Source organism: Streptomyces sp. NPDC007095 (assembly GCF_040634475.1).
Taxonomy (GTDB): domain Bacteria; phylum Actinomycetota; class Actinomycetes; order Streptomycetales; family Streptomycetaceae; genus Streptomyces.
On sequence record NZ_JBEYFS010000071.1, the window covers coordinates 1 to 21829 of the forward strand.

The window sequence follows — 21829 nt, forward strand, 5'->3', positions numbered from 1 at the left end:
GCACTTCCTCCGCGACGTTGACCGGCTACTCAGCCTGCACTTCGTCGATAACGGCTGGGGCATGAACGACCCGGGCCTCGACGCCGCCATGACCGTCGGCCGGACCCAACCCGGCCGAGGCCCTGCCCGGCATCCGCCCCGACGACCGGCCCGTGGTCGCGGAGAACGCGGCCATGCCGCCCACCCCCCGCAACGGCGTGGTGCGCGGCACCATGGGCAAGCCGCAGCTGCCCAAGCGGCGCGCCCAGGAGCACATCGCGCCCCAACTGCGCGACGGGCCCCTGCCCCGCCAGGATCCGGAGCAGGTCGTCGGCCACGACCCCGGCCTGATGGCGGCGTTCCAGCGGGGGATCGGGCTCGCGGAGGCCCAGCACGCCGAGGAAGGGCGCACGGAGGCACCGCACAGGGGAGCACCGCACCTGGAGCGGCCGCACCCCGATCTGCCGCACCCCGATCTGCCGCACCCCGATCTGCCGAACTCCGACCTGCTGCACCCGGACCTGCTGCACCGGGACCTGCCGCACCCGGACCTGTCGCACCCGGACCTGCTGCACCGGGACCTGCTGCACCCGGACCTGTCGCACCCGGACCTGCTGCACCGGGACCTGCGGCACCCGGACCTGTCGCACCCGGACCTGCTGCACCGGGACCCGCCGCACGCGGACCTGCGGCACCCGGACCCGCCGCACCCGGACCTGCGGCACCCGGACCCGCCGCACCCGGACCTGCGGCACCTGGACCCGTCGCCGCCGCTCGATGTGATCCGCGTCGACCAGACGTCCACGGGCGCGCCCCGCATAGCCGACACCCACACGGCGCATGCGCCCGCCCCGCGCGAGGCGCACGGGACCCGCGACAGCGCACCCGCGCCCGGACACGACCACACGGCCCGGCACGACGGGAGCACAACGGCCGGATGACCACCCCCCTGACGACCCCCACCCGCACGCCTTCCCGCACCCCCACACCCTGCGCTCCGGCAGACCTTCGTACTTCAAGGAGTCGATCCACCATGGCGAGCGACGCGCCGACCGCCCACGCCCATGTATCCGATCTCGACTGGCTGATGAGCGGCCTCGTACAGCGCGTACCGCACACGACCAGCGCGGTACTCCTCTCCTGCGACGGACTCGTGAAGTCGGTCCACGGACTCGACCCGGACAGCGCCGACCACATGGCGGCGCTCGCCTCCGGCCTCTACTCGCTCGGCCGCAGCGCGGGCGTGCGCTTCGGCGACGGCGGAGACGTACGCCAGGTCGTCGTCGAACTCGACTCGACCCTGCTGTTCGTCTCCACCGCGGGCTCCGGCACCTGTCTCGCCGTGCTCGCCGGCCGCGAGGCCGACGCGGCGGTGCTCGGTTACGAGATGGCGATGCTGGTCAAGAGCGTCCGTCCGTATCTGATGACCGCGCCCCGGCAGGCCGCCGTGGAACCGCCTGCGATGAGGCCTTGAGCGTGGCCGCGGCCGGCGACGGGCCCTGGCTCGACGACGCGGCCGGACGGCTGGTGCGCCCCTACACGGTCAGCAACGGCCGGACCCGGCCGACCACCGCCCTCGACCTGCTGTCGCAGGTGATGGCCACCGGGGCAACACCTCTGGGCTACCTCGGTCCCGAGCACACCCAGGCACTCGAACTGTGCCGGGCGCCCGTCTCGGTCGCGGAGATCGCCGCACACCTGAAGCTGCCTGCGGCGGTCACCAAGGTGCTGCTCTCCGACCTCGTCGACTGCGGGGCACTGACCACCAAGCCGCCCGAGTTCCACCACAACCCCACTGACCGGTCTCTTCTGGAGGCAGTGCTCGATGGACTACGACGACAGCTCTGATCCCTTCCCCACCGCGCTGAAGATCCTGGTGGCCGGAGGGTTCGGAGTCGGCAAGACGACCTTCGTGGGCGCGGTGAGCGAGATCGCGCCGCTCAGCACGGAGGAGCTGCTCACCACGGTCAGCGCCGCGACCGACAATCTCGACGGCATCGAGAACAAGGTCGAGACCACCGTGGCGATGGACTTCGGCCGCATCACCCTCGATCCGGAACACGTCCTGTACCTGTTCGGCACCCCCGGGCAGCAGCGGTTCTGGTTCATGTGGGACGAGCTGTCCGAGGGCGCGCTCGGTGCGGTGATCCTCGCCGACACCCGTCGCCTGGAGGACTGTTTCGCGGCCGTCGACTTCTTCGAGCAGCGCGGTCTCGGCTTCATCGTCGCCGTCAACGAGTTCGACGGTGCCTACCGCTACGACCCCGAGGAGGTGCGCGCGGCCATCGACCTCGACCCCGAGATCCCCATCGTGCGCTGTGACGCCCGGATCTCCAGTTCGGGCGTGCAGACGCTGCTCACCCTGGTCCGCCACCTCCTCGTCCACGCACCGACGCACGCCCCCAGCCGCTGAGCCCGCGCCAGGCGCACCCCTTCGGCCGGCTGAGCCCGCACCCGACCCATGTCCCCCGCCACGGAGCCCACACACCATGACGCCCGCCCCACACCAGGGAGCCCGTAGATGAGTTACGACCCGCCGCGCCCGGCCGGTCGTCTGCTGCTGACCCCGGAGGACAAGGACGCCCCCGCCCGTGTCAGGCGGCTGCGCCGACTGGGCCTGGGGGAGCACACGGAACCCGCCTTCGACGCCTTCGCGGACCGGCTCGCCGAGGTCGCCGCGGTGCCGTACTCGATGGTCAACTTCATCGACGAGAACCGGCAGTTCTTCGCGGGCCTGCACACCCCGGACGGAAACGTCTCGGTCACCCGGCCGCCCCCGGCCGCCCCGGACGGCACCGTGAAGGTCGTCGGGCGCTACATGACCCGCGACTACGGGTTCTGCCCCCATGTGGTGGTCCGCCGCAGGGCGCTGGTCCTGGAAGACGTCTGCGACTACCCGCGTTTCGCCGGCAACCCGGTCGTCGACGAGATCGGCGTCCGTTCCTACCTGGGCGCCCCGCTCATCGACCACACGGGCATCGCCCTCGGGACGATCTGCGTCGTCGACCTCGAACCCCGCCCGTGGGGGAAGGCGGGCCTGGAGACCATCAAGTCGATGGCGGCGGAACTGGTCGAGCGGATCGAGCGCAGGGAGAACACCGGGGGGATCTGACGCCCGCGGCCGGAGGCGTGAAGGAAAGCCCTGGCCGGAGGCGTGAAGGAAAGCTGCGGCAGCGCTTAAGAAATCCTCGATGGACCGACGGCGCCCCCGTGCGGCAGATTTCTCCGGGAAATCACCCCTCTCCCCGGTACGGCCCCCCTTCGGTGTGCCCTGCTCCGGGATCTCACCACGGGAGCCGCAGCTTGAAGGCGCTGGTCAAGGAGAAGGCGGAGCCCGGGCTCTGGCTGACGGACGTCCCGGAACCGGAGATCGGCCCCGGCGACGTACTGATCAAGGTCCTCAGGACCGGGATCTGCGGCACCGACCTGCACATACGCAACTGGGACGGCTGGGCGCAGCAGGCCATCCGCACGCCGCTCGTCCTCGGCCACGAGTTCGTCGGAGAGGTCGTCGAGACCGGCCGCGACGTCGCCGACATCAAGGCAGGCGACCGGGTCAGCGGCGAGGGCCACCTCGTGTGCGGCAAGTGCCGCAACTGCCTGGCCGGGCGCCGCCACCTGTGCCGCGCCACGGTCGGCCTGGGCGTCGGCCGCGACGGCGCGTTCGCCGAGTACGTGGCCCTGCCCGCCGCCAACGTGTGGGTGCACCGGGTCCCGGTCGACCTTGACGTCGCCGCGATCTTCGACCCGTTCGGCAACGCCGTGCACACGGCACTCTCCTTCCCCCTGGTCGGCGAGGACGTCCTCATCACGGGCGCGGGCCCGATCGGTCTGATGGCCGCGGCCGTGGCCCGGCACGCGGGTGCCCGCAACGTCGTCATCACCGACGTCAGCGAGGAGCGTCTCGATCTCGCCCGCAAGATCGGCGTCAGCCTCGCGCTGAACGTCGCGGAGTCGACCATCGCCGACGGGCAGCGCGCCCTCGGTCTGCGCGAGGGCTTCGACATCGGCCTGGAGATGTCCGGCCGCCCCGAGGCGATGCGCCACATGATCGCCAACATGACGCACGGCGGCCGGATCGCGATGCTCGGCCTGCCCGCCGAGGAGTTCCCGGTCGACTGGTCCCGGATCGTCACCTCCATGATCACGATCAAGGGCATCTACGGCCGTGAGATGTTCGAGACCTGGTACGCGATGTCCGTCCTCCTCGAAGGCGGTCTCGACCTCGCACCGGTCATCACCGGCCGCTACGACTACCGCGACTACGAGGCCGCCTTCGCGGACGCCGCGAGCGGCCGCGGCGGCAAGGTCATCCTCGACTGGAGCGCGTGAGCGTCCGCACGAGCCACTCCGAACCGCGTAACCCCCTAGGAGCCCTTCCCATGTTCGACTCCGTGCGCGACGACCTCCGCACCACCCTCGACGAGATCCGCGCCGCCGGTCTGCACAAGCCCGAGCGCGTCATCGGCACCCCGCAGTCCGCGACCGTGAGCGTCACCGCGGGCGGCCGCCCCGGCGAGGTCCTCAACTTCTGCGCGAACAACTACCTCGGTCTCGCCGACCACCCCGAGGTCGTCGCCGCCGCCCACGAGGCCCTCGACCGCTGGGGCTACGGCATGGCGTCCGTGCGCTTCATCTGCGGTACGCAGGAGGTGCACAAGGAGCTGGAGGCGCGCCTGTCCGTGTTCCTCGGCCAGGAGGACACGATCCTCTATTCCTCCTGCTTCGACGCCAACGGCGGTGTCTTCGAGACCCTCCTCGGCGCCGAGGACGCGGTCATCTCCGACGCCCTCAACCACGCCTCGATCATCGACGGCATCCGCCTCTCCAAGGCGCGCCGCTTCCGGTACGCCAACCGTGACATGGCCGACCTGGAGGCCCAGCTCAAGGAGGCCTCCGACGCGCGCCGCCGTCTGATCGTCACCGACGGCGTCTTCTCGATGGACGGCTATGTCGCGCCTCTGAAGGAGATCTGCGACCTCGCCGACCGCTACGACGCCATGGTCATGGTCGACGACTCGCACGCCGTCGGCTTCGTCGGCCCCGGCGGCCGCGGCACCCCTGAGCTGCACGGCGTCATGGACCGCGTCGACATCATCACCGGCACGCTCGGCAAGGCGCTCGGCGGCGCCTCCGGCGGCTATGTCGCCGCCCGCGCCGAGATCGTCGCCCTGCTGCGCCAGCGCTCCCGCCCGTACCTCTTCTCGAACACGCTCGCCCCGGTGATCGCGGCGGCCTCCCTGAAGGTGCTCGACCTGCTGGAGTCGGCCGACGACCTGCGCATCCGCCTTGCCGAGAACACCGCGCTGTTCCGTTCCCGGATGACCGCTGAGGGCTTCGACATCCTCCCCGGTGACCATGCGATCGCCCCCGTCATGATCGGTGACGCGACGGTCGCCGGACGCATGGCGGAGCTCCTCCTGGAGCGCGGCGTGTACGTGATCGGCTTTTCCTACCCGGTGGTCCCGCAGGGCCAGGCCCGGATCCGGGTCCAGCTCTCGGCCGCGCACTCGACGCGGGACGTGAACCGGGCGGTCGACGCGTTCGTGTCCGCCCGCGCGGAACTCGAGGGCTGAAAGACGCCTGTGACCTGAGAGAATCGGTCGCATGATCGAAGCGCGGCGGCTCCACATCCTCCGTGCGGTGGCCGACCACCGCACGGTCACGGCGGCGGCCGCCGCGCTCTATCTCACCCCCTCGGCCGTCTCCCAGCAGCTGACCGCGCTGGAGCAGGAGACCGGCCACCGGCTCGTCGAGCGCGGCGCCAAGGGCGTACGGCTGACTCCGGCCGGCGAGATCCTGCTCAGCCACACCAACGAGGTGCTGGCCCAACTGGAGCGCGCCGAGGCGGAGTTGGCCGCGTACAGCTCGGGCTCGGCGGGCACGGTCACCGTCGCCGCCTTCGCGACCGGCATCGGCCTGGTGGTGGCCCCCGCGCTGGCCCGCCTTGCCCGCACGGCACCCGGCATCCAGGTCCGCGTCCAGGATGCCGAGGGCGACGCCAGTCTGCCGATGGTGCTCGACCGGCAGGTCGACATCGCGGTCGCCGTCGAGTACCGGGGCGCCCCGGACGCGGACGACCCGCGCCTGACCCCCGTACCCCTGTACGCCGAGCCCTTCGACGCGGTCGTCCCGCTCGGCCACCGGCTCGCCGACGCCGCCGAGGTCCCGCTCGCCGAGCTGGCCAAGGACCCGTGGATCGGCCCGTACCCCGGCAACCCCTGTCATGACGTGGTCGTCCTGGCCTGCGAGAACGCCGGATTCCAACCCCGTCTCGAACACTCCTCCGACGACTTCCGGGCCGTCGTCGCCCTCGCCTCGGCCGACGCGGGTGTCGCCCTGGTGCCCCGCTCGGCCCTGCGTGGCATGGACCTCACGGGCGTGCTGGTCCGACCGGTCGACGGCGTCGCGCCCACGCGTCGGGTCTTCGCGGCCGTACGCCGCGGCGCGGAGGGGCATCCGCTGATCCGGCCGGTGCTGGAGGCGCTGGCGGAGGCCGCGACGGTGGACTGAGGGGAGTGGTCGGGGCCACTGCGGCTCGTCCCGCATCTGGGATAACATCCCGAATATGGGAAACGATGAGGGACTCGATGTCGTCGATGTCCGGCTCGGCGCCCGGCTGGCCGAGCTGCGGTCCGAACGCGCCTGGTCCCTGGGGGAGTTGGCGGAGCGCAGTGGGGTCAGCCGTTCCACGCTGTCCCGCGCCGAGCGGGCCGAGATCAGCCCCACGGCCTCGCTCCTGAACCGGCTGTGCGCCGTCTACGGACGCACCATGTCGCAGCTGCTCAGTGAGGTCGAGGCGGAGCCCGTCCCGGTGGTGCGCGCGGCCGACCAGACGGTCTGGGCCGACGAAGCCTCCGGATTCGTACGACGATCGGTGTCCCCGCCGCACGCGGGGCTGCGCGGTGAACTGGTCGAGGGGCGGCTCACGGCCGGCGCCGACATCGCCTACGACCGGCCTCCCGTGACCGGCCTGGAGCAGCACATCTGGGTCCTCGACGGAACGCTGGAGGTGGCCGCGCAGGACGTCGAACACCGGCTCGACGCCGGGGACTGTCTGCGGCTGCGGGTGTGGGGGCCTACGCGCTTCCGGTGTCCCGGCCCCGAGGACGTACGGTACGCGCTGGTGGTGGTGCTGCCGTGACCACCGTCTCCCGGCTGGACGCCGAGCGCCTTCGTGCCTCGGCGGGCGAGCTGGCCGAGCTGCTGATCGACACCGTGGAGGGCGGGGCCTCGATCGGCTTTCTCGCCCCGTTGGAGCGGGCGGCGGCCGTCGCCTGGTGGGAGGAGCGCGTGGACGCGGTGTCGGCCGGGCGCCTCGCCGTGTGGGTGGCGCACACCGCGGACCGGATCCTGGGCACCGTCAGCCTCGCCTTCCCCGACAAACCCAACAGCCGCCACCGCGCCGAGCTGGTGAAGCTGATGGTGCACCGCGACGGCCGCGGGCAGGGCGTCGGCCGGGGCCTTTTGACCACCGCCGAGCGCGCGGCCGCCACCGCCGGAATCACCCTCCTGCACCTGGACACCGAGACCGACAGCCCCGCCGAGTCCCTCTACCGCTCCGCGGGCTGGACCCGGCTCGGGGCGATACCCGACTACGCGGCGACGCCGTCGGGTGAGCTGCGCCCGACGACGATCTTCTACAAGCGGGTGGGAGCGACGGTCCCCGGAGCGTGAAGAGCCGTCGCTCCCGGACGCGGCTACAGCAGGGAGGTGAGGTGGCGCAGCTCCTTCACGAGAGGCGGCCGGGGGAGCGGGACGGTGCCGATCTCCGGGTGGTGAGGGCGGGCGATGTGCGGGTGGACGTGGTCGATGAACGCCGGGTTGACCAGGGGCGCGGTGACGCGGTCGCCGCACATGTAGGTGGGTTCGAAGTGCTCGCGCACCAGTTGGGTGCGCCAGTGGTCGGCGTCGTGGTACTCACCGCTGTGGGCGTGTTCGAGGAACAGGCAGTACTCGGCGACCTGGTGGCCGACCCCGGCAGCGAAACGCCACCAGAAGCGTGCCCCGCTGCTGTCGCCCGCCACGTGCAGCAGACACGCGAAGACCAGGGCGCCGGTCTTGTCCGCGTACTGGCTGTCGATGAACTCGCTCAGATGACGGTCGGCGTCCGGCCCGAACAGCACCAGCAGGCTCACGGCGTTCAGGTCCCACCAGGCGCGGTCCGCGTCCGGGGTGCGGTCGTCCTCGGGGGTGGTCCACACGGCCCGGACGAGCGCGGCATCGGGGGTGCGCGGGCGGTGCCGGGCCGCCTGCCGGCTGCGCAGACGGGCTTCGGCGCCCGCGAGGTCGTAGTCGGCATAGCGATCCCGCGTACGCGCTTTGGCCAACAGTTCGTCGATGGTGCGGCGGTCGGACGGCAGGGTGCTCATCAGGGGTTCTTCCCGTCGGGGTGCTCCGGGCAGCGGAGTTTGAGCAGGGTGGCGAGGCGCCGGCGTCCGGTACGGAGCTGGGAGCGGACGGTGGCCTCCTCGTTGCCCATGAGTACGGCGGCTTCGGCAGCCGTGAAACCTATGCCGTAGTAGAGGAGGATCGCGTCCCGCTGCCGTTCGCTCAGGGAGCCGACCGCGACGTACAGGGCGATGGCGTCGGTGAGCGTGTCGTACGGATCCTCGGCCGGATCGGCGAGCGCCGCCTCGAAGGCGGCGATCTCCATCAGCTCCGGGCGGCGCCGGCGCTTGCGGTGCATGTCGATGATGCGGCGCTTGAGGATCGTCCAGGCGTAGCCCTCCAGGTTCTCCATCCGCAGCATCCGCGGCCAGCGGTCCATGACCTGGTCGAAGGTCAGGTCCACGGCCTCCTCCGCGTCGGCGTCGGAGCCGAGCTGGAGATAGGCGTAGCGCATGTAGTCCTGGCGGCGCTGAAGGTGGAAACCCCAGTACGCCATCTGCGCGGTGGGGTCCCACTGGTCGATGGGCACCACCCGCGGTGCGCCGACGGCCCCGCCGGTCTCCTCCGGCCCGCCGTCGCCGCTCACGGGACGTCCCGGGTCGACTCGGCGGAGCGGGACGGGGCGCGGGTGCCGGTCAGTCCGGTGATGCCGATCCGCACGCCGGCCGTCAGGAGCCGACGGCAGCCTCGGACGACGTCCGGGCCGAACACCCTCAAGCCAAGCGCGATCTCGAACAACCACGCGGCAGCGCTCTGCTGCACGGGTCCTCCCCTGTACCTGTGCTGATCGAAGGCGCCGTGTCCCCACCCCGGCACCAGAGGCACCATCCGCCTCCACCCATGAAGCGTCCGGGGAGACCCGAACGTGCAGCCGGTGCTCGAAAAATATTACGGTCAGTATCGATCCGATCGCAGCTGGTTCAATCATCGACGATCTCGGGCGGGGAGCCGGGAGTGACCGAAGCTGCCGGCCGATATCAATGTCAGTGCCATTGGCTACGGTGCGTCCCATGCCGGATGCCGAAGACGTACGCCGTACCGCCCTCTCCCTGCCGGACACCACGGAGAAGATCGCCTGGAGCATGCCCACCTTCCGGGTCGCGGGGAAGATGTTCGCCACGCTGCCCGAGGAGGAGACCTCCATCGCGGTGCGCTGCCCCAAGGAGGAGCGCGACGAACTCGTCCTTGCGGAGCCCGGCAAGTTCTGGATCGCCGACCACGAGGCGGGCTTCGCCTGGGTCAGGGTCCGGCTCGCCGCCCTGGAGGACGGCGACGAACTCCGTGACATCCTGGCCGACTCCTGGCGCCAGGCGGCTCCGCCCCGGCTGCTCGACGCCTACCCGGAGCTGGGACTTCCGAGGGCCGGCTGACACGCATGTCCACACGGGTCCGCGCGGGGGCGTACTCAGGGGCGCGGTCGGCCCGAGACGCCCAGGAAGCCGCCGATCCGCTCCCGCAGGGACCCCGCGTCGAGGCCGTGCGCGGTCAGGTGCTCGTCCATGGTTCCGTACCGGCGCAGCTCACGCCGGCGGACGCCGAGGCCGAGGACACGGTGGGGTACGTCGGCCAGCGCGTCGCCCGCGGCGGCCGCGGACGTACCGGCCAGATACGGCTCGACGAGGACGACGCCGGTGCCCGCCGCCTCCGTGGCGCGGCGCAGGGCCGCCCCGTCGAAGGGCCTCACGGTGACCCCGTACAGGACGGTGACGTCGAGTCCCTCCGTGGCGGCGAGTACGGCGTCGAGCATCGGCCCGACGGCGACGACGACCCCTGCGCGCCCCTCCCGGACGGTCCGGAAGCGTGCCCCGTCGACCGGCAGGCCCTGCGCGTTGGACTGCACGGACAACCGCACGTACACCTTGTCGTCCCCGGCGCCGACCGCCTGCCGCAGCAGCTCCTCGGCCTCGTCCGGATGGCCGGGAACGTGCACGGTCCAGCCGTCCAGGGTGTCGAGCAGGGCCACGTCGCCGGGCGCCATGTGGGTGAAGCCTCCGGCGGGCCAGTCGAAGGACGCGGCCGCACTCACCAGCACCGCGCCCACGTCCTGGTGTCCGAGGTCCAGCTTGATCTGCTCGAACGGCCGCTCGACGAGGAAGCTGGCGAAGGTGTGCACGACGGGCCGCAGGCCGGCCAGGGCCAGGCCCGCGCCCGCCCCGACCAGGAGCTGCTCGCGGATCCCGACGTTGATCACCCGATCGGGATGCCTGCGCCGGGCTTCCGTGAAGCCGTCCTTGCCGATCTCGGCGAGGACGACCGCGACCCGAGGATCCTCGTCGAGCAGTCGTGTCATGACGGGGGCGAAACGATCACGCATGGTGTCCATGGAAGGGGTTCCTTTCAGGGGCGTACGGGATGAGGAGAGGGGAGCGTCCGGCTCCGCGGGTGCCTCAGGTGCCTGACGTGCCTGACGTGCCTGACGTGCCTGACGTGCCTGACGTGCCTGACGTGCCTCAGGTGTCTCAGGCGGACTTGGGCTCGACCTGGGCGACGACCACGTGCGGGCGACCCGGGTGGGGCGCGGTGAAGGCGGAGTACAGCGCTTCGTGGTCACGGCCGTCGACGGTCAGGGCGGACCAGCCCGCGGCCTCGAACCGGGCGGCGATACCGCCGGGCCGGGCATGGCTGGCGGAGGAGTTGTCGATCACTACGGTGTGCAGCCGGTCGAGACCGGCCGGCCCGGCGTACGCGATCGCCTCGTGGTTGCTGCCCTCGTCCAGCTCCGCGTCGCCGATCAGCACCCACACACGGGGCTCGCCCAGCCCCTGCGCCCGCAGGCCCAGCGCGGTGCCGACCGCGATCGGCAGCCCGTGCCCCAGCGACCCGCTGCCGATCTCGGCGCCGGGTACCAGTACCCGGTCCGGGTGGTGTCCGAGCGGTGAGTCGTACGCGCCGAAGTCCGGCAGCCACTCCACGGGCACGAAGCCCTTGGCCGCGAGCACCCCGTAGTACGCCATCGGCCCGTGCCCCTTGGAGAGCAGGAACCGGTCCCGCTCCGGATCGTCCATCCGCTCGGGCCCGACCCGCAGCACCCGGTCGTAGAGCACCCACAGCGCGTCCAGCGTGGACGTCGCCGCGGGTCCGTGCTTCTCGTCGCCGGTCATCAGCCCCATCAGACGGGGCAGGTCCTGGTACTGGTGCCGGCGTTGTGCCTCGGTGATCGTCATGCCGACGATCGTGCAACCTCAATCAAACTTCAGGTCAAGTGCCGTCTCGGAGTCTTCCCCCGGTCGGCCCCGTGGCCCTGCGCCCCGGTCGGCCCCGTGGCCCTGCGCCCCGGTCGGCCCCGTGACCCCGCGCCCCGCGCGGCCCTGTGACCCCGCGCCCCGGTCGGCCCCGTGGCCCTGCGCCCCGGTCGGCCCCGAATAAACGGATGCGCGACCATCGCCCCGAGTGCGGTATTGTTTCCGTGCGCGTTCGGCCAGGGGAAACCCCAGGTCAGGCGGGCAACGGGACGTGGCGCAGCTTGGTAGCGCACTTGACTGGGGGTCAAGGGGTCGCAGGTTCAAATCCTGTCGTCCCGACCAGCTTCACAGCAGGTCGGAGGCCGTCTTCTCGGCGATGAGGAGACGGCCTTTGTCGTGTCCGCTCCTTCACGGACCTCCAGGAGCTACCAGGTGACGGGCAGCTCGTAGATGCCGTACGCCTGCGAGTCCTCCTTGAACTTCAGCTTCGAGACGTCGACCGCGAGCCGCAGGGTCGGCACCCGACGGAACAGGGTGCTGAACACGATGTGGAGTTCGATACGGGCCAGCTGTTGCCCGATGCACTGGTGCGGGCCCCAGCTGAACGCGACATGATGCGCCGCCCGGCGGGTGAGATCGAGCTTCTCGGGCTCGGGGAACGCCCGCGGATCCCAGTTGGCGGCCGGCAGGGCCGCGATGACACCCTCGCCGGCGCGGATGGTCTCGCCGTCGATCTCGATGTCCTCGACAACGGCTCGTCGTGCGAGCAGGTGCGGGATGGTGAGGTAGCGCAACAGTTCCTCGACGGCGTTCGCCACGAACTTCGGGTCGTCGCAGTTCTCGCGCAGGGCCGCGAGCTGGTCGGGGTTCTGGAGCAGCAGCGCGGTGCCCAGAGTGATCATGTTGGCGCTGGTGTCGTGGCCGGCGACGAGCAGGATGTGTCCCAGGGGAGCGGCCTGCGCCAGGCTGAGATCGCCCTCCTTGACGCGCGCGCCGAGATCGGACAGGACGTCCTCGGCGGGGTCGTCCATCTTGGCCTCGATGAGCCCGGAGATGTAGCGGCGCAGCTCCCTCGTCGTCTCGGCGGCCTCTTCCGGTGTCTTGAACCGCGCGTTGGTGACGCCGGCGTGCTCCTGGAAGAACTCGTGGTCCTCGTAGGGCACTCCGAGCAGTTCACAGATCATCAGCGACGGCAAGGGCAGGGACAGGGCCGCGTTGAGGTCGGTGGGGCTGGGTCCCGCCAGCATCTTGTCGATGAGGTCGTCGGTGATCTGCTGGATCGCCGGGCGGAGTTTCTCCATGCGGTGGCGGGTGAACGAGCTCGTCAGCATCCGGCGCCACCAGGAGTGTTCGGCGCCGTCGGTGTTGTTGATCGACGGCTCCATCTCGGCGGCATGCGCCTTCATGGCCTCCGTGGTGTGCGGGTATCCCGGCCCACCGATGTCGGCGCTCACCCGCGGGTCGGCGAGGATCTCGCGCAGGGCGGCGTGGCGTGTGACGACCCATGGGGTGCTGCCGTCCCATGTCCTGGCGCGAACGACGGACTTGCCCGAGCCATGCAGGTCGAGCAGTCCCGGGGGCGGCGCGAAAGGGCACTGAGCGGATCGGGGCGAGGGGTACTCCGGGGTTGCCTCGGCCGTCTCGGTGCCGGCCACGTTCTCGGTCACGGTGCCTCATTCCTTTCGTCTTCTTCGTCGGGCGGTGAAGTGCCGCGATATTCCTATGGCCCGATCGGTACAATCAATGGTCCTGGCGACGATCTTGTTCGTCGCGAAGTTCCCTGACGGGTGGTTCGCTGCTGATATCCCACTCGCGTGAGTCCGCTTGGGTGGTTTTTTCCGTACTATGTCCAAGCGGTTGGTCGCACGGATGAGGTGCGTGGGCGGGGTGAACTCGACCAGTCTGGTTGGCGAAAATGAATCAGCTCTGATTTATCAACCGGCCGGTCTGCTCGACATCGCGATCCGAATGAGTTCCGAATGAGTTCCGAGTTTGTTCCGAATGGGGATGCGCTTCGATCCGTATGGTGAAATACCCCGTACCGCGGGGTCAGGCCGCCTGGCCGACCTCGGCCTCGTCGAGGCGCTTGGTCCTGGGGATCAGGAGAACGAGCAGCGCGCCCAGGGCGCAGCATCCGACGACCAGCCAGAGCCCGTTCGTGAAGCCGGTGTCGAGGTAGAACTGGGTGCCCTTGAGGATCTTCCCGTGCTGCGCCATCACGACGAAGGCCAGCTGGGACACGACGATCTGCGCGACGCCCTGTCCGAGGGTCTGGACGCCGTTGGCCAGTGCCTGTTCCTCGGGGGTGACCACCTCGATGATCATGATGGGTACGACGGCGACGACCATGCCCGTGCCCAGCCCCGCGATCAGGCCCATCTCCACGATCTGCGCGGCGTTGTGGTGCAGGTGGGTGCCGATGCCGTAACCGAGCACCGTGAGCGCGGAGCCGGTACTCAGGAGGATCCGTGCGTCCACGCGGCGGACGAGCAGACCGGTGCCGACGGCCGCCACGATGATCATGGCACTGATCGGACTGGTGACCACGGCGTTCCGGGTCCCGGACCAGCCCAGGCCCTCGGAGACGGTGGGGATCTCGGGCATCAGTACCAGCATCTGCATCACCACGCCCACGGCGCTGAGTGAGCCGGCTGCCACGGAGGTGGCCAGCAGGACGGTCCACACCGGACGACGCCGTGTCATGGACGGTGGGAACAGGGGGTCGGCGACCCGGCGCTCGACGAGCACGAAGGCGACGAGCGTGATCAGCGCCCCGGCCGTACAGGCGGCGAACTTGCCGCTGCCCCAGCCCCAGTGCGATCCCTCGCCGACGGCGTAGACGATCGTCGTGATCCCTCCGCCGAGAAGGAGTCCGCCGATCCAGTCCATCCGGCCGCCCGCCTCGCGGACCGGGCTCTCGGGCACGAAGGCGGCCACCAGCACGAAGCTCGCGGCGGTGCTGATGGCCATGAACCACAGCACGCCGCGGAAGCCGTGACTGTCCAGGAGCCAGCCGGCCAGGAACGGCCCGCCGAAGGCGACGAGGCCGACCCCGCCGGCGAGGACCCCGCTGGCGAGTCCCACCCAGCGGCGGGGGAACACGTCGCGGGTGATCGCGTAGGCGATCGGGGCGGTGGCCGCGTAGACGCCGGCGATGCCGCGTCCGATCAGCAGGGTGCGGTAGTCGGTGGCGAAGGCGGCGACCAGGTCGCCGACGAAACCGAGACCTGTGGCGACGAGCAGGACGCGCTTCTTGCCGAAGAGGGCCGCGGCCTTGACCGCGAAGGGCAGGAAGAAGGTCCCGGTCAGCAGGGTCATCAGGGTGAACCAGGCGATGTCCGTGGTCCGGAAGCGGATGGCGACCTCGGCCTGCGCGATACCGGACAACGCGGCGACGAGCGCGACCAGTTGGACGGTCCACACGAGCGTGACGACGACGAGCACGTTGCGCGTGGTGGAGCGGGATCTCTCGTGGGCCTGCGGGGGAGAGGTTCGTGTCTGGGACATCGGCGGCCTTCCATGGGTGAGCGGAGATCCAGGGAGTGGCTCTGGTCCAGGCGGTGTGGGGGACGTCCGGTGCGAGAGCGGCCGACGCTTGCGAGCGCCACGTGGATACGTGCCTCTCGTGTGCGGCGGTGCGGCTGACCGGTAAAATAGACCTAACGGTCGGTACAATCAATGAGGTGCGCAGAAAAAGAGAGTCGGGCGCATCAGGGGTACGCCTGTTCGGCAGGAGTCGAGCAGGCGTGCGACGTGCGCCGTTGGCCGATAAAAACGCTTGGACTGCGCGGGAGCCCTCGCGGGACACTGCGATTCCTGGCCCGCCGTACTCGCACGTGGGTGTCGCCACGAGCCCGCGCGGGGCCCGTCGTCGTACCTCGCCTGTCGGAGGACGACCCGAGCGAACGCGCTCACTCGAAACCGAAGCTCCACACGGCCACTGAGGCAACGGAATCTCCCCGGAGAAGCACGCGGCAGGCTGCCGCACGACAACACAGGGTTGGGATGGGATCGCCTGAATCGCGCGAGGGTTCACCGGGCAAAGGCTCGGTGCTCCTCGCCCTTCGTTATTACGGACGGGAGTTGGCCCGGCTCCGACGGCTGACAGCCCCCGCGATGCTGCTGCCGGCGCTCGGCAACATCGGCATCAACTACGTCGCGCCTCTGATCGTCGCGAAGCTCGTCGGCCGGATCGCCGGCGACGCCGGTTTCTCCATCGGCTCAGCGCTGCCGTACGTCCTCGGCTTCGCCGGCGTCCTGCTGCTCGCGGAGATGCTGTGGCGCATCGGCCTGCACTGCCTGAACCGCCTCGACGCCCTCGGCATCGAGCAGCTGTACGTCATCGGCATGGACGAGCTGTTCGCCAAGGACGCCGCGTTCTTCCACGACAACTTCGCCGGGTCACTGACCAAGCGGGTGCTGAGCTTCGCCTCCCGCTTCGAGGAGTTCGTCGACACGATGACGTTCCAGGTCGTGGGCAGCTTCGTGCCGCTGGTGTTCGGAGCGGTGGTGCTGTGGCGCTACGAACCGCTGCTCGTCGTCGGACTCCTGGCGATGATCGCGCTGACGGCGCTGTGCGTGTTGCCCCTCATCCGCCGCCGTCAGGCGCTCGTCGACCAGCGCGAGGAGGCGATCGCCCGGGTGTCGGGCCATGTCGCCGACAGCCTGATGAACATGGACACGGTCCGGGCGTTCGCCGCCGAGGAGCGCGAGGCCGCCGAGCACCGGTCCCGGGTCGCGGCCTCGCGGCGGCTCATGCTGAGGTCGTGGGACTACGGCAACCTGCGCATCGACACACTGGTCGCGCCGATGTCCGTGCTGACCAACGCGCTGGGCCTGCTGCTCGCGGTCGCGCTCGGCGGAGGCAGCCACGGCGTCGAGGCGGTCGTGGTCGCCTTCACGTACTACAGCAACGCGACGCGGATCATGTTCGAGTTCAACCAGATCTACCGCCGCCTGGAGAGCTCGATGACGGAGGCCGCGCAGTTCACCGAACTGCTGCTGAAGCCGCCGACCGTGCTCGACCCAAAGGCGCCGGAATCGCTGCGTTCCCGGGCCGCCGACGTCCGCTTCGAGCAGGTGACCTTCGCCTATGCGGGCGCGGAGCCGCTCTTCGAGGGACTCGACCTGGCGGTGCCCAGCGGGGCGAAGATCGGTCTCGTCGGCCGGTCCGGCGGGGGCAAGACCACGCTGGCCCGGCTGCTGCTGCGGATGACGGACATCGACTCCGGCCGCATCCTGATCGGAGGGCAGGACATCAGCAGACTGCGCCAGGCCGACCTGCGCGGGCTGATGGCCTACGTGCCGCAGGACCCGGCGATGTTCCACCGCACACTGCGGGACAACATCGCCTTCGCCCGGCCGGACGCCACCGAGGCCGAGATCCGTCGCGCGGCCGAGGCGGCGCATGTGACGGAGTTCGCCGACGCGTTGCCGGACGGCTTCGACACGATGGTGGGCGAGCGCGGGGTCAAGTTGTCCGGCGGTCAACGACAGCGGGTCGCGCTCGCCAGGGCGATCCTGCGCGACGCACCCATCCTGCTGCTCGACGAGGCGACCAGCGCGCTGGACTCCGAGAGCGAGATCCTCGTACAAGAAGCGCTGTGGCGGCTCATGGAGGGCCGGACGGCGCTCGTCGTGGCCCACCGGCTGAGCACGGTCGCCACCATGGACCGGCTCGTCGTCCTCGACCGTGGACGAATCATCGAGCAGGGCACGCATCAGGAACTGCTCGCGTCGGAAGGCGCCTACGCGAAGCTGTGGCAGCATCAGTCGGGCGGTTTCCTCGACGACAGCCAGGAGCCGGCCGACCTGCACTGAACGCGAGCCCGGCGGGCGTGGGGTCCCCCCGCGCCCGCTCGGCGCGATCCGCTCCCCGATGTCCACTCCGGGCACTGATTGACGAAAGCCGCAGAGCCCCCTTTTCGGGTGTCTTCCACGGGTCTGACCACCCGTCAATGTTCGCAAGTACTCCCCATATTGACGGTCCGTCATGAGTTGGGGCGATGATACGATCGCCGCACTTGCCGAGCGGGCTATGGGCACAAAACGACTCTTCTGGCCAAACGACTCTTCTGGCCAACTGTGTGGCCCGGACGGTAAACCCTGCGCAGTGGGCTGTCGGCCCGCCGCGCTGACGGAATTCAGTAGCTGGCTGTCAGTCGCTTGAAGAGAGTCTTATGACGCAATACATTCAGGACCCGGCTCTCTGGGCTCTTATCGCTGGTACTCCGCTTGCAGCTACCGCCATTATTCGCGGAAAGCGTACTGCGCGGAGTTTAAGGCAGGGAAATCAAGAACTCAGAGATCACTACGCTGAGCTTGAGAATCAATATTCGGCCTCGGTGAAGAAGGCTCAGGAGCAAGCCGAGGAAGCAACGAGAACCGCGCTCAAATCGGCGATGCGGACGCTTCAGGGTCTCGCCGCCGAACAGCAGTTGGCAATTTCCAAGCTGCAGAGCAAGTATGGCGAGTCGGTGATTCTCCAGGACCTCCTGGAAATCGACCACATGAACTCGCAGTTCGGGCGGCGCGCCCAGTCCATCGCGGTGCTCTGCGAAGGCTGGCTGGGACGGCAGCGTGACGTCGCGTCGGTTTACGACGTGGTCCGCAGCGCACAGGGCAGGATCCGGCATTTCCAGCGGGTCGAAATTCTTTCGCAGGTCGATTTCGCGGTCACCAACCGGGCCGTCGAACCGGTGGCGCTGGCCCTTGCCGAACTGCTCGACAACGCCACCAGCTACTCGGCACCGGAAACCAGTGTCGAGATCAATGTCCGTGCCGTGCCCAAGGGCATCTGCATCGTCGTCGACGACGCCGGTGTCGGCATGAACGAGGAGGAGAAGGCCCGAGCGGCGAAACTCCTTTCGAGTGAGCGGGCCTCGGGTGTTTCCGGGCTCGGCAATCCTCCGCAGTTCGGCTTCGCGGTGATCGGTGTGCTCTGTGAGCGCTACGGCTTCACGGTGTCCGTCGACTCGACCTCTCCCTACGGGGGTGTGCGAGCGGTGGTCCTGCTGCCGGACGAGCTGCTCACCAGCATGCCGCAACCAAAGGAGCGAGCACAGACTGTGAGCACTGTTCCCTCGCTGAACCCGAGCGGCCCGGAACCCGCCGCGGCCGTGTCCACGACCGCCGACGGTCTTCCCAAGCGCCGCCGCAGGCGGGCCATGGCCATCGTGCCGCCGAGTTCCGAAACCACGGGTGCCCCCATGACCACGGGCACCCCGATCCGCTCCGAAGAGGAGACCGCCTCGATCATGGGTGCCTTCCAGCGCGGCACGCAGTCCGGTCGAGCCGCGCTCCCGGAGCCTGCGGGCCGCACGGGCAACGCACATGACGCAAGCAGCGAAGGGCATGAGGTTTCGTGAACAACGATCTGTCATGGATGCTTGACGGCGTCCTGGAGATTCCCGGGGCTCTGCACGCGGTCCTGGTCTCCGCCGACGGGCTCTTGATGGCGTCCTCGAAGGGGGTCGGCAGGGACCACGCGGACACCGTCGCCGCCGCGATGAGCGGTGTGCAGTCACTGAGCCGCTCCATCGGGTTCTTCTGCGACGGGTCCGATCTGAAGTGGCGGCAGACGCTCGTCGAGTTCGACGGTGGCTGGGTCTTCCTGATCTCCGCCGGTGACGGCGCGTACCTCGCGGTCTCGGCCTCTCCCAACGTCGAGATGGGGGAGATCACCTTCCGCATGCAGCAGCTCGTCGGCCAGCTGGGCAAGGCGCTGACGACTCCGCCGCGCGAGAACATCGGCGCACGCCAGTGACCGATTCCGAGCGGCAGGAGCCCGAGGCCGCGGAGTTAGTGCGGCCGTACGTCATCACCAATGGCCGGGACCTTCCCGACGGCGACCAGTTCTCCCTGATCACGCTGGTCACGGCGGCCGCCGACCATCAGCAGCGGCCGGCCCGGCTCTCCCCGGAGGAACAGAGCCTGCTGGAGATGTGCTCCGGCGGCTACCTCTCGGTCGCCGAGATCGCGGGACACCTGCGCCTGCCCATGGGCGTGGTGAAGATCCTTCTCAATGCCCTCGCCGAAGGCGGTTACCTCATCACGCGAGCGCCGGTGGCGCGCGCCCGCCTGGTCGACGAGCAGATTCTTCAGGAGGTGCTGGATGGTCTCCGGGCCCGTTTTGGATGAGAAGGCGTACGTCCGAGGTGGCGCGGCGCAGACCGCCGTGAAGATCCTGATCGTCGGGCACTTCGCGGTGGGCAAGACCACCTTCGTCGGGACGATGTCGGAGATTCCTCCGCTGTCCACGGAGGAGACGATGACGCAGGCCGCCGAGGAGATCGACGACCTGAAGGGCGTCCGCGGCAAGACCACCACCACGGTGGCCATGGACTTCGGACGCCTCACGATCAGTGATCACGTCGTGCTGTACCTGTTCGGTACGCCGGGCCAGCAGCGGTTCGTGCAGATGTGGGAGGACATGGCGCGCGGCGCTCTCGGGGCGCTCGTGCTGGTCGACCCCGAGCGGCTGGCGGACTCCTTCGCCGTCATCGACCTGATCGAGCAGTACGGACTCGCCTACGCCATTGCAGTGAACCACTTCGACGGTACGCCGATTCGTGGTGAAGAGGCGCTGCGTGAGGCGCTGGACCTGCTCCCCGACACCCCGGTCGTCACCTGCGACGCTCGCGACGAGAATTCATCAGCAAGCGCCCTGATCACCCTCGTTCACTATTTGCAGGACCGTGCCCGCTAGGAGCAAGCATGAACACTGAATCCACCACCGCCCCCGTGCCACCACCCGGCTGCCCGGCTCATGCCACGGGTGAGCCGGTGCCGTTGCACGGGTCGGAGTTCGCGGCCGATCCGCAAGCCTATTACGAGTACATGCGTCACTACGGGCCGACCGCTCCGGTCGAACTCGCCCCCGGTGTCGAGGCGACCCTGGTCACGGATTACTCGGCGGCGCTCCAACTGCTCCAGAACGCGGGTGCCTTCCGGAAGGACTCGCGCCGCTGGCGGGATTTCAACGAAGGTGCGATCAGTCCGGACAGTCCGGTGCTTCCGCTTCTGGTGTACCGGCCCAACGCCATGTTCAGTGACGGGGCCGACCACATGCGGCTGCGGCAGGCGATAACGGACAGCTTCGCGCGTGTCGATTCGCATTGGCTGAGCCAGAGCGCCGAGCGGGTCTCCAATTACCTCATCGCCCAGTTCCACACCCGTGGCTCGGCCGATCTGCTCAACGACTACGCCAAGCTGCTGCCGCTTTTCGTGTTCAACGAACTCTTCGGCTGCCCCGCGGAGATCGGCGACCGGGTTCTCTTCGGTATATCCGGCATTTTCGACGGTGTGAATGCCGAGAAGGCGAACGAGGTACTGGGCCAGGCCGTGGGCGAGCTGGTGGCCCTCAAGCGGTCCCGGCCCGGCGACGACGTCACCTCCTGGCTGATGCAGCATCAGGCACGCCTGACCAACGAGGAGATGGCCCACCAGCTCGTCCTGCTCCTGGGCGCCGGCGCGGAGCCGCTGCGCAACCTCATCTCCAACACCCTGCACCTGCTGCTGACCAACGACCGTTACGCGGCAGGCGGGTTGATCGAAGAGGCCATCGACACCACGCTGTGGAAGAACCCGCCCATGGCGAACTACGCGCCGCACTACCCAGCGGCCGACATGGAGTTCGCGGGGCAGAAGCTGGCGGCGGGCGACCTCGTGCTGGTCAGCTTCGCGGCCGCCAACACCGACCCGGCGCTCGCGGCGTCCCGTCACGCCTCCAGCAACCGCTCCCACCTGGCGTGGAGCGCGGGACCGCACGCCTGCCCGGCCAAGGACCCCGCCCGGCTCATCACCGTGACGGCCATCGAGAACCTCTTCAACCGGCTGCCCGATGTCGAACTGGCCGTGCCCGAGGACAGTCTGACCTGGCGTCCGGGTCCCTTCAACCGGGCGCTGGCCGCGCTTCCGGCCCGTTTCACCCCCGTACGGGCCACCCGGCAGCCCGACCCTCAGCACCGTCCGGAGACCACGGCGCACAGCGGCCAAGGAGGTGCGCAGGGCCGGCAGGAGCGTGGCGGGCTGTGGAGTTCGTTCCTGTCCTGGTGGAAAGCGTGAGCTACGCAACAGCTGCCAACATCCTCACACTGCATCAATATTCAACCGGAGGGGTAGGGAAGAGCGCGGCAATCGTGTTGATCACAAGTTAAAGGAGGTGTCGTGGAGCCCTCGACCACAGACGCCACTTCAGCACAGCACCCCGCAGCCACGCTCCGTCCCCGACGACAGACCTCCCAAGGGAGTTTCGACCTCCGCGCCATACCCGTCGC

23 protein-coding genes, 1 tRNA gene and 1 pseudogene are annotated in these 21829 nt (G+C 69.5%); 18 read left to right on the forward strand and 7 right to left on the reverse strand.

What is annotated here, in order from left to right; translation table 11 throughout:
- Nucleotides 1–110 precede the first annotated feature (110 nt).
- The 10 genes and pseudogenes from ABZ656_RS24200 to ABZ656_RS24245 all read left to right on the forward strand — a co-directional run.
- Nucleotides 111–371, forward strand: a pseudogene (locus ABZ656_RS24200) (ATP-binding protein); the annotation flags it as partial.
- Between the two features lie 641 nt (nucleotides 372–1012).
- Nucleotides 1013–1453, forward strand: coding sequence for a roadblock/LC7 domain-containing protein (locus ABZ656_RS24205; protein ID WP_060894670.1), 441 nt, complete (start codon nucleotides 1013–1015; stop codon nucleotides 1451–1453).
- A gap of 2 nt (nucleotides 1454–1455) precedes the next feature.
- A complete protein-coding gene (locus ABZ656_RS24210; protein ID WP_054232708.1) occupies nucleotides 1456–1827 on the forward strand; it encodes a DUF742 domain-containing protein in 372 nt (123 codons plus the stop codon).
- Entirely contained in the window at nucleotides 1805–2392 is a 588-nt protein-coding gene (locus ABZ656_RS24215) for an ATP/GTP-binding protein (RefSeq protein ID WP_101402181.1), read from the forward strand. The genes ABZ656_RS24210 and ABZ656_RS24215 overlap by 23 nt, the downstream gene beginning before the upstream one ends.
- Nucleotides 2393–2500: 108 nt before the next feature.
- A complete protein-coding gene (locus ABZ656_RS24220) occupies nucleotides 2501–3091 on the forward strand; it encodes a GAF domain-containing protein (protein ID WP_101402182.1) in 591 nt (196 codons plus the stop codon).
- A gap of 191 nt (nucleotides 3092–3282) precedes the next feature.
- A complete protein-coding gene (gene tdh / locus ABZ656_RS24225) occupies nucleotides 3283–4311 on the forward strand; it encodes an L-threonine 3-dehydrogenase (protein WP_101402183.1) in 1029 nt (342 codons plus the stop codon).
- Between the two features lie 50 nt (nucleotides 4312–4361).
- On the forward strand, nucleotides 4362–5555 hold the full coding sequence (locus tag ABZ656_RS24230; RefSeq protein ID WP_101402184.1) for a glycine C-acetyltransferase: 1194 nt from the start codon (nucleotides 4362–4364) through the stop codon (nucleotides 5553–5555).
- A 31-nt stretch (nucleotides 5556–5586) separates the two neighbouring features.
- Nucleotides 5587–6492, forward strand: a complete 906-nt coding sequence (locus tag ABZ656_RS24235) for a LysR family transcriptional regulator (protein WP_101402185.1) — start codon at nucleotides 5587–5589, stop codon at nucleotides 6490–6492.
- Between the two features lie 55 nt (nucleotides 6493–6547).
- Nucleotides 6548–7123, forward strand: coding sequence for a helix-turn-helix domain-containing protein (locus ABZ656_RS24240; protein WP_101402186.1), 576 nt, complete (start codon nucleotides 6548–6550; stop codon nucleotides 7121–7123).
- On the forward strand, nucleotides 7120–7656 hold the full coding sequence (locus tag ABZ656_RS24245; protein WP_180362192.1) for a GNAT family N-acetyltransferase: 537 nt from the start codon (nucleotides 7120–7122) through the stop codon (nucleotides 7654–7656). Before ABZ656_RS24240 ends, ABZ656_RS24245 begins: the two co-directional genes overlap by 4 nt.
- Before the next feature lie 23 nt (nucleotides 7657–7679).
- Here ABZ656_RS24245 and ABZ656_RS24250 read toward each other — a convergent pair whose 3' ends face one another.
- From ABZ656_RS24250 to ABZ656_RS24260, 3 genes are read right to left on the reverse strand one after another with little or no spacing between them, the layout of a single operon-like run.
- Nucleotides 7680–8351: a hypothetical protein gene (locus ABZ656_RS24250; RefSeq protein ID WP_168498282.1), complete on the reverse strand. Its 672-nt coding sequence runs from the start codon at nucleotides 8349–8351 to the stop codon at nucleotides 7680–7682.
- On the reverse strand, nucleotides 8351–8956 hold the full coding sequence (locus ABZ656_RS24255; protein WP_101402188.1) for a sigma-70 family RNA polymerase sigma factor: 606 nt from the start codon (nucleotides 8954–8956) through the stop codon (nucleotides 8351–8353). Before ABZ656_RS24255 ends, ABZ656_RS24250 begins: the two co-directional genes overlap by 1 nt.
- On the reverse strand, nucleotides 8953–9132 hold the full coding sequence (locus ABZ656_RS24260) for a hypothetical protein (protein ID WP_075030329.1): 180 nt from the start codon (nucleotides 9130–9132) through the stop codon (nucleotides 8953–8955). The genes ABZ656_RS24255 and ABZ656_RS24260 overlap by 4 nt, the downstream gene beginning before the upstream one ends.
- A 248-nt stretch (nucleotides 9133–9380) precedes the next feature.
- Between ABZ656_RS24260 and ABZ656_RS24265 the strand changes: the two genes are divergently transcribed.
- Nucleotides 9381–9740, forward strand: a complete 360-nt coding sequence (locus ABZ656_RS24265) for an MmcQ/YjbR family DNA-binding protein (RefSeq protein ID WP_360270412.1) — start codon at nucleotides 9381–9383, stop codon at nucleotides 9738–9740.
- A 35-nt stretch (nucleotides 9741–9775) separates the two neighbouring features.
- On the opposite strand, the gene ABZ656_RS24270 is transcribed toward ABZ656_RS24265, so the two are convergent.
- On the reverse strand, nucleotides 9776–10693 hold the full coding sequence (locus ABZ656_RS24270) for a transketolase (protein WP_101402190.1): 918 nt from the start codon (nucleotides 10691–10693) through the stop codon (nucleotides 9776–9778).
- Between the two features lie 136 nt (nucleotides 10694–10829).
- A complete protein-coding gene (locus ABZ656_RS24275; RefSeq protein ID WP_360270414.1) occupies nucleotides 10830–11534 on the reverse strand; it encodes a transketolase in 705 nt (234 codons plus the stop codon).
- Between the two features lie 283 nt (nucleotides 11535–11817).
- On the opposite strand from ABZ656_RS24275, the gene ABZ656_RS24280 reads away from it, so the two are divergent.
- Nucleotides 11818–11894, forward strand: a tRNA-Pro gene (locus tag ABZ656_RS24280).
- A gap of 83 nt (nucleotides 11895–11977) precedes the next feature.
- On the opposite strand, the gene ABZ656_RS24285 is transcribed toward ABZ656_RS24280, so the two are convergent.
- Together ABZ656_RS24285 and ABZ656_RS24290 are read right to left on the reverse strand one after the other, a co-directional pair.
- Nucleotides 11978–13219, reverse strand: a complete 1242-nt coding sequence (locus tag ABZ656_RS24285; protein WP_360270416.1) for a cytochrome P450 — start codon at nucleotides 13217–13219, stop codon at nucleotides 11978–11980.
- A 382-nt stretch (nucleotides 13220–13601) separates the two neighbouring features.
- On the reverse strand, nucleotides 13602–15059 hold the full coding sequence (locus ABZ656_RS24290; RefSeq protein ID WP_360270418.1) for an MFS transporter: 1458 nt from the start codon (nucleotides 15057–15059) through the stop codon (nucleotides 13602–13604).
- Nucleotides 15060–15557: 498 nt separating this feature from the next.
- Between ABZ656_RS24290 and ABZ656_RS24295 the strand changes: the two genes are divergently transcribed.
- The 6 genes from ABZ656_RS24295 to ABZ656_RS24320 all read left to right on the forward strand — a co-directional run bounded on the left by ABZ656_RS24295 (nucleotide 15558) and on the right by ABZ656_RS24320 (nucleotide 21617).
- A complete protein-coding gene (locus tag ABZ656_RS24295) occupies nucleotides 15558–17372 on the forward strand; it encodes an ABC transporter ATP-binding protein (protein ID WP_101402193.1) in 1815 nt (604 codons plus the stop codon).
- Between the two features lie 359 nt (nucleotides 17373–17731).
- Nucleotides 17732–18919, forward strand: a complete 1188-nt coding sequence (locus ABZ656_RS24300) for an ATP-binding protein (RefSeq protein WP_360270420.1) — start codon at nucleotides 17732–17734, stop codon at nucleotides 18917–18919.
- Entirely contained in the window at nucleotides 18916–19317 is a 402-nt protein-coding gene (locus ABZ656_RS24305) for a roadblock/LC7 domain-containing protein (protein ID WP_101402195.1), read from the forward strand. The genes ABZ656_RS24300 and ABZ656_RS24305 overlap by 4 nt, the downstream gene beginning before the upstream one ends.
- Nucleotides 19314–19691 (forward strand): DUF742 domain-containing protein, encoded by a 378-nt coding sequence (locus ABZ656_RS24310; protein ID WP_054232691.1) that lies wholly within the window; start codon nucleotides 19314–19316, stop codon nucleotides 19689–19691. The genes ABZ656_RS24305 and ABZ656_RS24310 overlap by 4 nt, the downstream gene beginning before the upstream one ends.
- Nucleotides 19666–20259, forward strand: coding sequence for an ATP/GTP-binding protein (locus ABZ656_RS24315; protein ID WP_101402196.1), 594 nt, complete (start codon nucleotides 19666–19668; stop codon nucleotides 20257–20259). The genes ABZ656_RS24310 and ABZ656_RS24315 overlap by 26 nt, the downstream gene beginning before the upstream one ends.
- Nucleotides 20260–20267: 8 nt before the next feature.
- Nucleotides 20268–21617, forward strand: coding sequence for a cytochrome P450 (locus ABZ656_RS24320; RefSeq protein ID WP_101402197.1), 1350 nt, complete (start codon nucleotides 20268–20270; stop codon nucleotides 21615–21617).
- Nucleotides 21618–21829 lie beyond the last annotated feature (212 nt).

Coding starts and splice junctions, on each gene's coding strand:
- ABZ656_RS24205 (WP_060894670.1), top strand. CDS start 1,013: ATGGCGAGCGACGCGCCGACCGCCCACGCCCATGTATCCGATCTCGAC.
- ABZ656_RS24215 (WP_101402181.1), top strand. CDS start 1,805: ATGGACTACGACGACAGCTCTGATCCCTTCCCCACCGCGCTGAAGATC.
- ABZ656_RS24220 (WP_101402182.1), top strand. CDS start 2,501: ATGAGTTACGACCCGCCGCGCCCGGCCGGTCGTCTGCTGCTGACCCCG.
- ABZ656_RS24230 (WP_101402184.1), top strand. CDS start 4,362: ATGTTCGACTCCGTGCGCGACGACCTCCGCACCACCCTCGACGAGATC.
- ABZ656_RS24235 (WP_101402185.1), top strand. CDS start 5,587: ATGATCGAAGCGCGGCGGCTCCACATCCTCCGTGCGGTGGCCGACCAC.
- ABZ656_RS24240 (WP_101402186.1), top strand. CDS start 6,548: ATGGGAAACGATGAGGGACTCGATGTCGTCGATGTCCGGCTCGGCGCC.
- ABZ656_RS24250 (WP_168498282.1), bottom strand. CDS start 8,351: ATGAGCACCCTGCCGTCCGACCGCCGCACCATCGACGAACTGTTGGCC.
- ABZ656_RS24265 (WP_360270412.1), top strand. CDS start 9,381: ATGCCGGATGCCGAAGACGTACGCCGTACCGCCCTCTCCCTGCCGGAC.
- ABZ656_RS24270 (WP_101402190.1), bottom strand. CDS start 10,693: ATGGACACCATGCGTGATCGTTTCGCCCCCGTCATGACACGACTGCTC.
- ABZ656_RS24275 (WP_360270414.1), bottom strand. CDS start 11,534: ATGACGATCACCGAGGCACAACGCCGGCACCAGTACCAGGACCTGCCC.
- ABZ656_RS24290 (WP_360270418.1), bottom strand. CDS start 15,059: ATGTCCCAGACACGAACCTCTCCCCCGCAGGCCCACGAGAGATCCCGC.
- ABZ656_RS24295 (WP_101402193.1), top strand. CDS start 15,558: ATGGGATCGCCTGAATCGCGCGAGGGTTCACCGGGCAAAGGCTCGGTG.
- ABZ656_RS24300 (WP_360270420.1), top strand. CDS start 17,732: ATGACGCAATACATTCAGGACCCGGCTCTCTGGGCTCTTATCGCTGGT.
- ABZ656_RS24315 (WP_101402196.1), top strand. CDS start 19,666: ATGGTCTCCGGGCCCGTTTTGGATGAGAAGGCGTACGTCCGAGGTGGC.
- ABZ656_RS24320 (WP_101402197.1), top strand. CDS start 20,268: ATGAACACTGAATCCACCACCGCCCCCGTGCCACCACCCGGCTGCCCG.